Source organism: Sulfitobacter sp. 1A13421, assembly GCF_043557285.1.
In the GTDB taxonomy this organism is placed as follows: Bacteria; Pseudomonadota; Alphaproteobacteria; order Rhodobacterales; family Rhodobacteraceae; genus Sulfitobacter; species Sulfitobacter faviae.
Genome location: NZ_JBIFFQ010000001.1, coordinates 547,010 through 560,178, shown reverse-complemented (window position 1 = coordinate 560,178; position 13,169 = coordinate 547,010). Strand labels below are relative to the sequence as shown.

At 60.7% G+C, this 13,169-nt stretch carries 14 protein-coding genes; 8 read left to right on the top strand and 6 right to left on the bottom strand.

Annotated elements, in window-relative coordinates; all coding sequences use genetic code 11:
- Positions 1–13 precede the first annotated feature (13 nt).
- The 3 genes from ACGYLI_RS02760 (at position 14) to groL (ending at position 2,856) form a co-directional block, all read left to right on the top strand.
- A complete protein-coding gene (locus ACGYLI_RS02760) occupies positions 14–694 on the top strand; it encodes a DUF2161 domain-containing phosphodiesterase (protein WP_394416900.1) in 681 nt (226 codons plus the stop codon).
- 166 nt (positions 695–860) lie between these two features.
- Positions 861–1,148, top strand: a complete 288-nt coding sequence (groES, locus tag ACGYLI_RS02755; RefSeq protein WP_067267338.1) for a co-chaperone GroES — start codon at positions 861–863, stop codon at positions 1,146–1,148.
- A 64-nt stretch (positions 1,149–1,212) separates the two neighbouring features.
- Positions 1,213–2,856 (top strand): chaperonin GroEL, encoded by a 1,644-nt coding sequence (gene groL, locus ACGYLI_RS02750; protein ID WP_067267336.1) that lies wholly within the window; start codon positions 1,213–1,215, stop codon positions 2,854–2,856.
- Between the two features lie 99 nt (positions 2,857–2,955).
- Here the strand turns inward: groL and ACGYLI_RS02745 are convergent, their stop codons facing one another.
- Positions 2,956–3,384, bottom strand: a complete 429-nt coding sequence (locus tag ACGYLI_RS02745) for a response regulator (protein WP_067267334.1) — start codon at positions 3,382–3,384, stop codon at positions 2,956–2,958.
- Between the two features lie 23 nt (positions 3,385–3,407).
- Positions 3,408–5,471, bottom strand: coding sequence for an ATP-binding protein (locus ACGYLI_RS02740; RefSeq protein ID WP_394416899.1), 2,064 nt, complete (start codon positions 5,469–5,471; stop codon positions 3,408–3,410).
- Between the two features lie 83 nt (positions 5,472–5,554).
- On the opposite strand from ACGYLI_RS02740, the gene ACGYLI_RS02735 reads away from it, so the two are divergent.
- The 3 genes from ACGYLI_RS02735 (at position 5,555) to ACGYLI_RS02725 (ending at position 8,799) form a co-directional block, all read left to right on the top strand.
- Entirely contained in the window at positions 5,555–6,946 is a 1,392-nt protein-coding gene (locus tag ACGYLI_RS02735; RefSeq protein WP_394416897.1) for an extracellular solute-binding protein, read from the top strand.
- Between the two features lie 70 nt (positions 6,947–7,016).
- Positions 7,017–7,766 carry an ATP-binding protein gene (locus tag ACGYLI_RS02730; RefSeq protein WP_394416895.1) on the top strand — a complete coding sequence of 250 codons (750 nt, stop codon included), beginning with the start codon at positions 7,017–7,019 and terminating at the stop codon, positions 7,764–7,766.
- A gap of 184 nt (positions 7,767–7,950) precedes the next feature.
- Positions 7,951–8,799, top strand: a complete 849-nt coding sequence (locus tag ACGYLI_RS02725; protein ID WP_394416893.1) for a DMT family transporter — start codon at positions 7,951–7,953, stop codon at positions 8,797–8,799.
- Here the strand turns inward: ACGYLI_RS02725 and ACGYLI_RS02720 are convergent.
- A complete protein-coding gene (locus ACGYLI_RS02720; RefSeq protein WP_394416891.1) occupies positions 8,765–9,229 on the bottom strand; it encodes an NUDIX domain-containing protein in 465 nt (154 codons plus the stop codon). The two genes, ACGYLI_RS02725 and ACGYLI_RS02720, sit on opposite strands and share 35 nt — an antisense overlap.
- 66 nt (positions 9,230–9,295) lie before the next feature.
- Here ACGYLI_RS02720 and ACGYLI_RS02715 point away from each other — a divergent pair, with 66 nt between their 5' ends.
- Positions 9,296–10,093 carry an alpha/beta fold hydrolase gene (locus tag ACGYLI_RS02715; protein ID WP_271688151.1) on the top strand — a complete coding sequence of 266 codons (798 nt, stop codon included), beginning with the start codon at positions 9,296–9,298 and terminating at the stop codon, positions 10,091–10,093.
- Complete coding sequence (locus ACGYLI_RS02710; protein WP_394416889.1) at positions 10,080–11,222, top strand: alpha-D-ribose 1-methylphosphonate 5-triphosphate diphosphatase; 1,143 nt, start codon at positions 10,080–10,082, stop codon at positions 11,220–11,222. The genes ACGYLI_RS02715 and ACGYLI_RS02710 overlap by 14 nt, the downstream gene beginning before the upstream one ends.
- A 2-nt stretch (positions 11,223–11,224) precedes the next feature.
- Here ACGYLI_RS02710 and ACGYLI_RS02705 read toward each other — a convergent pair whose 3' ends face one another.
- From ACGYLI_RS02705 to ACGYLI_RS02695, 3 genes are all read right to left on the bottom strand, one after another.
- Positions 11,225–12,295 carry a 5-(carboxyamino)imidazole ribonucleotide synthase gene (locus tag ACGYLI_RS02705; RefSeq protein ID WP_394416887.1) on the bottom strand — a complete coding sequence of 357 codons (1,071 nt, stop codon included), beginning with the start codon at positions 12,293–12,295 and terminating at the stop codon, positions 11,225–11,227.
- Positions 12,288–12,773, bottom strand: a complete 486-nt coding sequence (gene purE, locus ACGYLI_RS02700) for a 5-(carboxyamino)imidazole ribonucleotide mutase (RefSeq protein WP_209218256.1) — start codon at positions 12,771–12,773, stop codon at positions 12,288–12,290. Before purE ends, ACGYLI_RS02705 begins: the two co-directional genes overlap by 8 nt.
- A gap of 95 nt (positions 12,774–12,868) precedes the next feature.
- Positions 12,869–13,093: a YdcH family protein gene (locus ACGYLI_RS02695; protein WP_067267347.1), complete on the bottom strand. Its 225-nt coding sequence runs from the start codon at positions 13,091–13,093 to the stop codon at positions 12,869–12,871.
- Positions 13,094–13,169 lie beyond the last annotated feature (76 nt).

The window sequence follows — 13,169 nt, the reverse complement described above, 5'->3', positions numbered from 1 at the left end:
CAAGTTGCGCGCCATGAGCAATCCGCGCGAAACCGATCTTTACCCACCGATCAAAGCCTTCCTTGAGGATCAGGGCTATGTGGTGAAGGCCGAGGTCGGCGCGGCGGATGTGGTGGCCGTGCGCGGGGCAGAGCCGCCGGTAGTGGTCGAGTTGAAGCTCGGCTTTTCGCTGGCGCTGTTTCATCAATGTCTGGCGCGGCTGAAAGTGGCGGATGATGTCTACCTTGCCGTGGCGCGCCAACCGGGCAAGCGCTTTGCCAAGGCGGTGAAGGACAACGTCACGCTGGCCCGGCGGCTGGGGCTGGGGCTGATCACCGTGCGGCTGTCGGATGGGCTGGTCGAGGTGCATTGCGATCCCGGTCCCTATGCGGCGCGCAAGAATGCCAAACGGGCAGCGCTGCTCTTGCGAGAGTTTGCCCGGCGGCAGGGGGATCCGAACGACGGCGGCCAGACCCGGGCGGGACTGGTGACGGCCTACCGACAGGATGCGCTGAAACTCGCGGTCTACCTCTTCGAAGCGGGCGCCAGCAAAGGCGCGGATGTGGCCCGGGCGACTGGCGTCTCGGCGGCGACCCGCATGATGCGGGACGATCACTATGGTTGGTTTGAAAAGGTCGACAAAGGCATATACGGGCTGACCCCAAAGGGGGCCGAGGCTCTCGCGACTGCGGGGCGCATTTTAGGGGCCGAATAATGGTTCCAATGCGCTCAAAATTTTTCAACGCCGTTGTTGACAGGCCGCGGGCCGCTCCTTAGCTATGCATCGTTATCACTCACATGGGTCGAGTGCTAACGGCTGCACCCCTCGCCCGGAGGGGGTGGCTTGGAAGAGTAACTTTGAGCCTTAAGGAGCTGCAAAGATGGCATTGAAACCGCTTCATGACCGTGTGCTGGTCAAGCGCACAGAAAGCGAAGAGAAAACCGCCGGCGGGCTGATCATCCCCGATTCCGCCAAGGAAAAGCCTTCCGAAGGTGAAGTCGTGGCTGTCGGCACTGGCGCCCGCAAAGACAACGGCGAGCTGATCGAAATGGCCGTCGCACCCGGCGACAAAATCCTGTTCGGCAAGTGGTCCGGCACAGAGGTCACCGTCGACGGCGAAGAAATGCTGATGATGAAAGAAAGCGACATCATGGGGATCATCGCGTAAGCCACTCGGCTTGCCGACCCTTTGAAGACGCTGACATCAATCCAAGATTTTAGGAGAAGACAACATGGCTGCTAAGGACGTCAAATTTGACACCGATGCCCGCAACCGGATGCTCAAGGGTGTGAACATCCTTGCCGATGCGGTGAAAGTCACACTCGGCCCCAAAGGCCGGAACGTGGTTCTGGACAAATCCTTCGGCGCGCCGCGCATCACCAAAGACGGTGTATCCGTGGCGAAGGAAATCGAACTGGAAGACAAGTTCGAGAACATGGGCGCGCAGATGGTCAAGGAAGTCGCTTCCCGGACCAACGACGAAGCCGGTGACGGCACCACCACCGCGACCGTTCTGGCCCAAGCCATCGTGCGCGAAGGCATGAAATCGGTTGCCGCTGGCATGAACCCGATGGACCTCAAGCGCGGCATCGATCTGGCGACTGCCAAGGTCGTCGACGCGATCAAAGCCGCGGCACGCGACGTGTCCGACAGCGACGAAGTCGCGCAGGTTGGCACCATCTCCGCCAACGGTGAGCGTGAAATCGGCCGCCAGATCGCGGACGCGATGCAGAAAGTCGGCAACGAAGGTGTGATCACCGTCGAAGAGAACAAAGGTCTGGAAACCGAGACCGATGTCGTCGAAGGCATGCAGTTCGACCGTGGCTACCTGAGCCCCTATTTCGTCACCAACTCCGACAAGATGACTGTCGAGCTGGAAGACGCGATCATCCTGCTGCACGAGAAGAAACTGTCGAGCCTTCAGCCGATGGTGCCGCTGCTCGAGCAGGTCATCCAGTCCCAGAAGCCGCTTCTGATCATCGCCGAAGACGTCGAGGGCGAAGCCCTGGCGACCCTCGTCGTGAACAAGCTGCGTGGCGGTCTGAAAATTGCTGCTGTGAAGGCACCGGGCTTCGGTGACCGCCGCAAAGCGATGCTGCAAGACCTCGCGATCCTGACCGGTGGTCAAGTGATCTCCGAAGACCTCGGCATGAAGCTCGAGTCCGTGACCATGGACATGCTGGGTTCGGCCAAGAAAGTGTCGATCACCAAAGACGAGACCACCGTTGTTGACGGCGCTGGCGAGAAGGCCGAGATCGAAGCCCGCGTTGCTCAGATCCGCAACCAGATCGAAGAGACCACCTCCGACTACGACCGTGAGAAGCTGCAAGAACGCGTTGCCAAACTGGCAGGCGGTGTTGCCGTGATCCGCGTTGGCGGCATGACCGAAGTCGAAGTGAAAGAGCGCAAGGACCGCGTCGATGACGCGCTGAACGCGACACGTGCCGCTGTTCAAGAAGGCATCGTCGTTGGCGGTGGTGTGGCTCTGGTTCAAGGCGCCAAGAAGCTGGAAGGCCTCACAGGCGACAACAACGACCAGAACGTCGGTATCTCCATCGTCCGCAAGGCGCTGGAAGCACCGCTGCGTCAGATCGCTGAGAACGCTGGTGTGGACGGTTCGGTTGTGGCCGGCAAAATCCGCGAAAGCGACGACCTGAAGTTCGGCTTCAACGCACAGACCGAAGAATATGGTGACATGTTCTCCTTCGGCGTCATCGACCCGGCGAAAGTGGTGCGCACCGCACTGCAAGACGCAGCTTCAATCGCAGGTCTGCTGATCACCACCGAAGCGATGGTTGCCGACAAGCCCGCCAAAGAGGGCGCAGCCCCCGCAGGCGGCATGCCCGACATGGGCGGCATGGGCGGCATGATGTAAGCCAGCCGTTTCGGCTAAGGTTCCGGAGGCGCGCCAGCAATGGCGCGCCTCTTTTCGTTTCGGGAGGCTTTGACTGGCGGTTAACCGGTTCTCATCGGCCTAACTGGGCAGCTCCACAATCCGCGCGTAGGTGTTCAACATGTCGAGCGCATTGGCAAAGGTCTCTGACGGGTTCTCCTTCACGATATAGCCTGCGACATTCTTGCTATAGGCCGATTGCACATCCGTGGGCATGTCGGAGGTCGTGAAGACAAAGACCACCATACGCTCCAAGGCGGGATCGGCCCGAACGACCTCCAGGAACTCAAGCCCGCCCATGCGCGGCATATTGAGGTCGAGCGTGATGATATAGGGCGGCAATCGCCCGTGCCGTTTCACTTCCTCCGCCAGAAACTCAAGCGCTTGCTGGCCGTCATGGCAAACCGCCGTCTCATTGACAATTTTCAATTTGCGCATCGCCCGTTGCATGGCCATCACGCTGACTTTGTCGTCATCGACGATAAGAAATTTCGCGGGCGTCGTTTTCATCCGATATTCCTTTCCGACTGCTGTCACGCCGCGGCCGCCACGGGCAGGGGTTGATGCGTTTGAGGTACCAGTGGAAGCTCAACCACAAAGGTCGCGCCGCGCCCTTTGTCAGGGTCGGAAAATAGCGTGACCTTGCCTTTTTGGTGGGCCGCAAGCTTGTTTACGATGGCGAGGCCCAAGCCGCTCCCCTCAACCTCATCGCGGGGTTTAAGGGTTTGAAAGAGTTCAAATATCTTTTGCTGATGCCGAAGCTCTATCCCCGGCCCATCATCGCGGACGGTCAAGACAAGGTGGTCCTGCCGACGCTGCGCACTGATATGGATCGTCCCATGATCCCGGTCATGGTGTTTGATCGCATTCGAGATGAGATTGCCCAAAATCTGCTGCAAGGGGGTGAGCTGCGCGTCGACGACCTGCTCCGCCCCGGTAAAGGTGATTTTGAAACGGCCTTCGGTATCGATGTAGCGGGCGAGCTCCGTCACTAAGCGGCCAAGATGGACAGGCTCCGGCGCAGGCTGGTCCTGCCCGGCGCGAGCGTAGTCCAAAAGATCGGCCAAAAGACGGTTCAGCCGGTCAATCCGTTGTTGAGACATCAGCAAATAGCTTCGGCTTTCGGCACTTAGCGCGTTGTCTTCATCCTCCAGCACCCAAAGGCTCAATTCATGCACCGCCCGGAGGGGCGACCGCAGGTCGTGCGCAGCGACATAGGCGAATTTCTCCAACTCGATATTCGAGCGCCGAAGCTCCTCCGCCGTGGTGCGGAAGACGGTTAATGCGCGCGCCATCTCTCCAAGCTCGTCGCGCCCTCTCACGGTAATCGGATGGTCGAGATCCCCCCGAACGATCGCGGTCACGGAATCGGTCAAGCGTCTGATCCGGCGGTTAAACTGCCGTTCGATAACCAAGCCGTTTGCCATCGCAATCACGAGAAAGGCGCAGGCCATGGTGAGACCCACGGTCCAAATGACTTGGCTGATGGTATCACGCAGGGCCTGCGTCGCAGCATCCACCCGCTCTAGGGTATTCTGGGTCAGATCGGAGGAGATATCGGAAATTTCCACGATCATGGGAAGGTGTTCGGCTTGCAGCCTTTCGAAGCTATTATTGAACCGCAGCCGGGCCATTGTATGGGCAAAGAACCCTGTTTCGGGACGAAGCAGCAGGTCGCGCAACGCGTCAATTTGGCGGGCAAGTGACCGCCTGCTTGCGGTTTCGTGAATGCGCGGTAAGCGGGCTATGGCATCCTGGAAATGTTCTTCGACAAGTAGTTTCGCGCGCGCGAGTTGAAGGGGTTGGTTCTGTAGCCCTTGCGACATGACGATATTGATCAGCGTGTCGAGACTGAGCCGAATGTCATTCAAATTGACCGCACTTAACAACAATTCGGGAAAGCGGGACGTAGGATTTTGAAGCTGGCCGGAATCCGAAGTCCTAAGGGCTTCGGCCAGCAAAGCTTCGGTTTGCCTAGAAAGCCGATAGGCCAGATCGTCGATAATGAGGTGACTTTGCTCTTGAATTTGCTCGACAACATCGAGGGTTGAGACGATTTGCGCCTCCACGCCCCGCATCTCCTGAAGGCTGACTACTGTCGCATCCGTCGCACGCCGTGCCATCTGCAAACGCTGTTCCAGCCGGGCGGCCAAGGGCGGCGCGATCTCGGACGTCGACAGATCATCTAAAAGTTTGGAGATTTCGCTGATCTTTGTCCCAATTTCCTGCCCAAGGACTGATGGCGAAGCGGTGGTATCTCGCTGATTTAACTGTTCAATCGAAAGGAATACACCATTCAAAGACCGCTCAATCTGCTGGAAAATAGCCAACATCGGTAGCGCCGATTGGCTTAGATGAGCATGACTGGCCAAAACAGCGCGCATTTGCCCCGTAGCAACCCACCCGGCTAGGCCGATGATGCCCGCAACGAGCAGAAAAGCGGCCCTGAGACGGGTGCTGATACGGCTGCCGAAAAGCTGCAGGAGGCGCCAAGGGGGGTGCATCGTTTTCATACCTTGTGAATAGCCGTGACCGATTAACGCAATGTTAATCGCCGTCGCCCTAAAACCAGCGCCATGACAGCGGGAAGGGGTCATGCCCCGGCGTATTAGAGGATCGAATCGTGTCAAGCGGCCGCAGGTTAACAAGGCGAACGGTTTCAATCGGATTGGGCGCCGGTTTGAGCACGCTGATCGCCGCTCCGGCACTCGGTGAGGCGATTGATATAAAGGTGGCCGCGCAGGCTCGCGAATTGGGGGGGAACGCCAAGACGCTTTCGGTGCTGTTGCCTGCAGGGTCGCGGGCCAATCTCGCGCCGGTTGCAAAGGCCTTTACAGAACGGACCGGGGTCGCGGTCGACCTGCAAGAAGTGCATGTAGATCAGATCAACGCGGAACTGATGCTTAATAGTGTGCTCGGGGAGGCGCGATATGACGTTGCTTTGCCCGCGACTTTTGGTGTCGCAGATCTGGTGGCCGCGGGGGCGGTCCATGCTTTGGATGGCTTCGCCGCACGCTATGAACCGCCGGGGTTTCGCGACCCTATGCTTTATCAAGAAGGGGATAGGTTCGACGGTAAAACTTATGGATTTCAAACGGATGGCGACGCCTATTTGATGTTCTACCATCGCGAGATGTTGCGCGATCCGCATGACCAAGCGCGCTACGCCGATCGTTTCGGCTATCCACTTGTTCAGCCAGAAACTTGGCAGGAACTGGACCGGCAAATCCGGTTCTTTCATGCACCAGAGGCCGGTCGATATGGCGGACTGTTGTTCCGCACGCCGGGGTATCTCGCATGGGAATGGTGGGTGCGGTTTCACGCCAAGGGCTATTGGCCTTTGTCCCCCGATATGACGCCGCAAATTGCAGATGACCCGGGTGTCGCGGCGCTGGAAGAGTTGATCGCGATCACGGACTGCCTTGCCCCCGAAACTTCGAGCCTGGGGCTGTTTGGAAATTGGGCGCGATACGCGAAGGGTGATGTCTATTGCAATATCGGCTGGGGCGGAACGCAGAAATACCTTAACTCTCGTCGATCATCGATGCGCGGACGGATGTTTTACGGGCCAACCCCCGGAGGGCAGGTGGGGGAGGAACTGCTCGAAATGCCCTATTTTAATTGGGGATGGAGCTTTGTCATCAGCGCGGCATCGATGCAGAAAGAACTCGCCTATCTATTCGCGCTCTTCGCGGTCACGCCAGCAATGTCGACACTTGCCGTTCGGCAGCCGGATGGGTTTTTCGACCCTTTTCGTAATGAGCACTACAGTGATCCGGGAGTGGAGACGGCCTATTCAAAGCCCTTTCTGGAGGTGCATCGCGCGGCGCTTAAAAGGGCGATTCCCGATTTCTATTTGAAAGGGCAATCTGAGTATTTCCAAACATTGGGGAGGGGATTGGATAAGGCCCTTCAGGGTGAGGTTTCGCCGAAAATGGCCCTGACCCGGGTGGCACAGCAATGGCAGTTGATCACCAGCCGGGTTGGACGCGAAAGGCAAATACAAAGGTGGGCGCGCCTGCGAGCGAAATATCCGCCCAATGCGCGTCGATTGCTACGGGATATCGCTTGATGGAACCTTTGGTTTTAATTCGGGTTAGCAGGGCGTTTTGCTCATGCGCTGATCGCAGGGAGGTCGCGATATGACGCAGCGGCTGGTAAGGTTACCTGCCGACCATGAGCTACCTTCGCGCGAAGAGCCGCAGCCTCTCGGGCCTGATGCAGAGGAGTTTATCCATCTGGTAAGTCACGATCTGCGCGGCTCCATTCGCGCGCTGTTGGAACTGCCTGAATGGATCGCCGAGGATATTGAGGACGCGGGACTGGAGGTAAGCGCTTCGGTCCACAGTTCCATCGCCTTGATGAAGCGGCACACGCGGCGGTTGGATCGGATGTTAGTCGACCTGCTTCAATACTCGCGCGCCGGAAGGGGGCGCAATGCGACCGTGCTTGAGCTTCGTCAGGCCTTTGATGCCGCGTTGGAGGAAGTCGGGCCGCCCAGTGGTTTCCGGGTTGATCATTACTTCGGGTGCGACTCTTTCGTCGTTGACGATCAGGACCTGCACTCGCTTTTCGTGGCGTTGATTGGAAACGCGATCAAGCATCATGATCGGTTTTCCGGGCGGGTCGAGGTAGTGGTAAAAAACGAAGGGGAGGCCATGATGCTCACCGTTTCCGATGATGGGCCGGGAATACCTTCGCGTTATCGTGAGCGTGTCTTCCAGCCGATGACCACTTTGCGGTCGCGCGATGAGGTTGAAGGGTCGGGCTTGGGGCTGGCCTTGGTTAGCAAAATCGCGGCGGCTTATGGGGGCCATGCCTGTTTGGTATCCACCGGTGCTGGGCGCGGTGCGACTGTATCCGTGCGTTTGGAGGGCGTGGCTATGACATAGCATAGGTGAAACCCGGGGAGCCAAGGAACCCCTCTGCCGCCACTATCGAATTGCAGCGCGCGTACCGCCTTATCTTATCACAGCATTCACTGCGAAGGAGGAGATCATCACGTCACAGTTAGAACCTTGTGCAAAAGGCATTCCGCGCTTGGCGCGGCTCGAGAGTGAGGCTAAGCGAGAGGCCATGCAGCTTTTCCTTCTTTCCGCCCTCACCATGTGCGCCTTTGCGGCGAACTCAATTTTGACCCGGATGGCGGTGGACGGCGGGCATATCGATCCGGCGGGCTTTGCCCTTGTGCGGGTCGGTGCGGGGGCATTGGTTTTGGCCATCTTGGTTGCGCTGCGGGGTGGACGGCTGTCGCTTTTGCGGCGCAACAGGATCGGCGGAGCCGTGAGCCTCGCTGTCTATATGATCGGGTTCAGTCTGGCGTATCTGACGTTGGACGCGGGGCTCGGGGCGCTCATCCTTTTTGGCGTGGTGCAGATTACCATGTTCACCTACGCCGCTTTGACCGGCGCGGCGCCCACCGCGCGGCAGATTACAGGGGCTGCGGCGGCTTTTGCGGGATTGGTTTTGGTCCTCTGGCCGGATGGGCAGGGTTCCACTGATCCAATCGGCGCCGGGCTGATGGTTCTGGCGGGGATCGGCTGGGCCGCCTATACGATCATCGGTCGCACATCGGGCGATCCGCTGGCGGCGACTTCGGCAAACTTTTTGCTGTGTTTGCCGTTCATGCTCATCCTGCCCACTTTTTCGGGGGCGCATTTCAGCCTGACGGGGCTTTTGTTGGGCGCGCTTTGCGGCGGGGTGACCTCGGGGCTTGGCTATGCCCTGTGGTATGCGGTGCTGACGCGGATCGACGGGGGCACGGCGGCGGTGGCGCAGCTAAGCGTGCCGATCATCGCCATCCTCGCCGGGGTGCTGCTCTTGGGTGAGCCGCTGAGTCTGACGCTGGTCATCGCGACGGCCTTGGTTCTGGGCGGGATCGCTTGGGCGATCAGCGCAAAATCGGCTCCAAAGGATCGTAGGTGATCGCCGCCTCCGTTGGGCCAAAAGCGACCGTGCCGAGGCTGCCGGGCTTGTGGGGGACTTGTGCCAGTTCCGCCTGGGTGACCCATCGATGCCGCGTGACGATGGCCTCCCGGTCTTGCCAACCGGGGGCGATTTGGGCGGATCCGAGGATGTGGCATCTGAAATAGATATCCACCTGATGGAAATCGCCGCCGGGGTCGTGGAACTCATTGACCAAACAGGGCGCGCCGACAGAGATCGTGAGGCCCGTTTCCTCAAACACCTCGCGGCGCAGGTTGTCGGGGAGGGAGGCGCCGGCCTCCACCCCGCCGCCGGGGGCGCACATCAGGCCCAGCCGATCATCGGCATAGGCGTTGACCAGCAGCAGCCGGTCTTCGTGCAGCAGCACGGCGCGGGCGGCCAATCGAGGGCAGGGTCGGGGCATCGGCATACTTTCGTCAGGTAACGCGCCAAGACCATTTCACAGTCGGGGCAATCAGTCTATCTGGGGGGCATGATGAGATTTTTCACTCTGCTGATTGCCGCGATCTGCTTGGCGATCCCCCTGCCTGCCGCGGCCGAAAACGCAGCGGGGCGCTGTGTGGTTTTGCTCCATGGGCTGGCTAGGACCGAGATGTCTTTTGCCGTGATGGAAGCGGCTTTGGCCGCCGAAGGCTACCGCGTGGTGCGCCCGGGCTACCCTTCGACTGAGGCCAATATCGCGGAATTGGCGAAACAGACCCTGCCGCGCGCAATTGAGGCCTGCGGCACTGCGCAGATCGATTTCGTGACTCATTCCATGGGCGGTATTTTGGTGCGCAAATGGGTGGCCGAGGCCGGTGCCGACCGGGTCGGGCGCGTGGTGATGCTGGGGCCGCCCAATCACGGCAGCGAGGTGGTGGACGAATTGGTCGAGAACCCTGCGTTCGAATGGTTGAACGGGCCCGCCGGGGCCGAGATCGGCACCGATGATGCGGCCTTGCCGAACCAATTGCCGCCGGTCCCTTTCGAGTTGGGCGTGATTGCTGGCTCACAGTCGCTAAACCCCTATTTTTCAAGCCTTTTGCCGGGGCCGGATGATGGAAAGGTCTCGGTCGCTTCGACCCGTGTGGCGGGGATGAAAGACCATATCGTCTTGCCGGTGACCCATACCTTCATGATGAACAACCCGCGCGTCATCGCCCAGACCATGGCCTTTCTGAAAACCGGCAGTTTTGATCGGTCGATGACTTTTATCGATGGCGTCCTGAATGCGATCGGCTGCCCGGAAGCGGGCTGCCTGCCGGGGGTGGGAGGGGACGATGCCAAACCTTGATCTCGTCAATGCGGAGGTGCTTCACCCCGAGGGGCTGAGCCGCGCGCCGTTGTCTTTTGCCGACGGGGTGATTGCCGATGCCCCGGTCGGGCGGCCTATTGATCTGACTGGCTTTCAAGTCTTGCCGGGGATCGTCGATCTGCATGGCGACGCGTTCGAGCGGCATCTGGCTCCGCGTCGCGGGGCGATGAAGCAACTGTCCGAAGGGTTGGTCGCGGCGGAGGCGGAGCTTGCGGCGAATGGCATGACCACCGCGGTTTTGGCGCAATTCGTCAGCTGGGAAGGCGGGCTGCGGGGGCTGGCGTTCGCCGATCAGGTCTTTAGCGGCATCCGCGACACCGCGCCGGAATTGGTCACCGACATCCGCCCGCAGCTTCGGTTTGAGACCCATATGCTCGACCTTTACGACAGTCTGCCGCAGCGCATGGCGGATTGGGGCGTGGGCTATGTGGTGTTCAACGATCACCTGCCGCATGATCGTTTGGCGGCGGGCAAGACCCCAAAACGGCTGGTCGGGCAGGCGCTGAAGGCCGGGCGCAGCCCGGAGAGCCATTTGGCACAGATGCAGGAGATGCACGCGCGGCGCGATGAGGTGCCCGCGGCCTTGGACCGACTCTGCGCGGAACTGGCGCAGCGTGGCGTTAAAATGGGCAGCCATGATGACCAGACCGCCGAGGGCCGCGCCCTTTGGCGGGCGCGGGGCGTGACGCTGGCGGAATTCCCCGAGACGCAGGAGGCCGCCGAGGCCGCGCATCGGGCGGGGGATGCGGTCATCATGGGCGCGCCCAATGTGGTGCGCGGCGGGTCGCATAACGGCAACCTTTCGGCGCTGGACCTGATCAGCATGGGGCTCTGTCACGCGCTGGCGTCGGATTACCATTACCCCTCGCCGCGCCGCGCCGCCTTGATGCTGGCGCAGAGCGGATTGCTGGACCTTGCAGGCGCTTGGGCGCTTGTCTCATCGGGGCCGGCGCAGGTGTTGGGGCTTTCGGATCGCGGCACGCTGGCGCCGGGCAAACGTGCCGATATCGTGGTGTTGGACAAGGTCACGGGCCGGGTCGCCGCCACTTTCGCGGCGGGGCAGGTGAGCTTCATGTCCGGCGCGGTGGCGGAACGGTTCTTTGGCTGACCTCAGCCGCGGGTGATCTGGTTTACATGACCCATCTTGCGGCCCGGTTTGACCTCGGCCTTGCCGTAGAGATGCAGCGCGGTGTCGCGGGCGCGGGCCAGTTCGGGCACGCGGTCCATGTCATCGCCGATGAGGTTGGTCATCACCACATCTGCATAGCGCTGCCCATCGCCCAAGGGCCATCCGGCCACGGCGCGGATATGCTGCTCGAATTGGTCGATGGTGCAGCCGTTCTGGGTCCAATGGCCAGAGTTATGCACCCGCGGGGCGATCTCATTCACGATCAGCCCCTGCGGCGTGACGAAAAGCTCCACCCCCATAACGCCGACGTAATCCAGTGCGTTCAGCACGCGACCGGCAAGCAGCACCGCGTCAGTGCGCTGTGCATTACTGATCTTGGCGGGCACCGTGGTGGTATGCAGGATGCCATCGCGGTGGGCGTTTTCACCGGGGTCAAAACAGGCAACTTCGCCCGTGGCACTGCGCGCGGCGATGACAGAGATTTCGGCGCTGAAGTTCACGAAACCTTCGAGCACGGAAGGCGCGCCGTTCATCTCGGCCCAAGCGGCGTCGAGGTCGGCATCATCTTTCAGCCGCGCTTGGCCCTTTCCATCATAGCCGAAACGGCGGGTCTTGAGGATCGCAGGCGTGCCGATCTGGGCCACGGCGGCCTTCAGGCTGGCGGCGTCGGTCACATCGGCGAAAGGGGCCACGCGCAGGCCAAGATCGCCGAGGAAGGTCTTCTCGGTCAGCCGGTCTTGGGAAATGCGCAGCGCCTCGCGGCCCGGGCGCAGCGGGGTGATCGCCTCGACCACGTCGAGCGCTTCGGTCGGGATGTTCTCAAACTCGAAAGTGACGATGTCACAGGCGCGGGCGAAAGCCTCCAGCGCCTTGTGGTCGTCATAGGGGGCGGTGGTCACCGCATGGGCCACATCGGCAGCGGGCGGGTTGGCGCCCGGCTCGAAGATATGGGTGCGAAAGCCAAGCCGTGCTGCGGCGACAGAAAGCATGCGGCCCAATTGGCCGCCGCCCAGAATGCCGATGGTGGCGCCGGTTTGCAGGGGTTCAGTCATGCGGCACCTCGGGGATCGAAGCGCTGAGCGCATCGCGCCAATCGTCCAGCCGCTTGGCCAGTTCCGGGTCTTGCAGCGCAAGGATGCCCGCCGCCATCAGGGCGGCATTGGCCGCGCCTGCGGCACCGATGGCCATGGTCGCGACTGGGAAGCCGCGCGGCATTTGCAGGATGGAATAGAGCGAATCCACACCCGAGAGCGCTTTGGTCTGCACCGGCACGCCGATAACCGGCACCCGGGTTTTGGAGGCCATCATGCCCGGCAAATGCGCCGCCCCGCCTGCGCCCGCGATGATGACTTGCAAACCCCGGTCCACCGCCGTCTTGCCATAGTCCCAGAGCCGGTCCGGCGTGCGATGGGCCGAAACGATGCGCGCCTCAAAGGGGATGTTAAGCTCGTCCAGCAGGGTTGCTGCTTCGCGCATGGTGGCCCAGTCGGACTGGGACCCCATGATGATGCCAACCGGGGGCGTGGTCATTGCTGCGGGCCTTCTCTTGGTGGATCAGAGCGCGCACTATACCCATCACGGCCCATCTGGCAACGCCGATTGCCGCGGGCCATGGGGATAATGGGTTAGGCGATGATATCGGGCGTCAGCCGGTCTTCGATCTGGGCGATCAAATCCTTGAGGCGCAGTTTGCGTTTCTTGAGCCGTTGCAGGGTCAGTTGATCCCCGGTGCCGCGTTCGACCAGCGCATGGATGGCGTCATCCAGATCGCGATGTTCCCGTCGAAAGACCTCAAGCTCGACACGCAGCACTTCGTCCGTTTTCATCGACAGATCGGTAGGGGCATTCATGGGCAGGTGATTCCGTTGGGCATCTGAACCTTGAATATAAGCGGTTGAGATCATTTGGCATAGCCCTTGCGCCCTT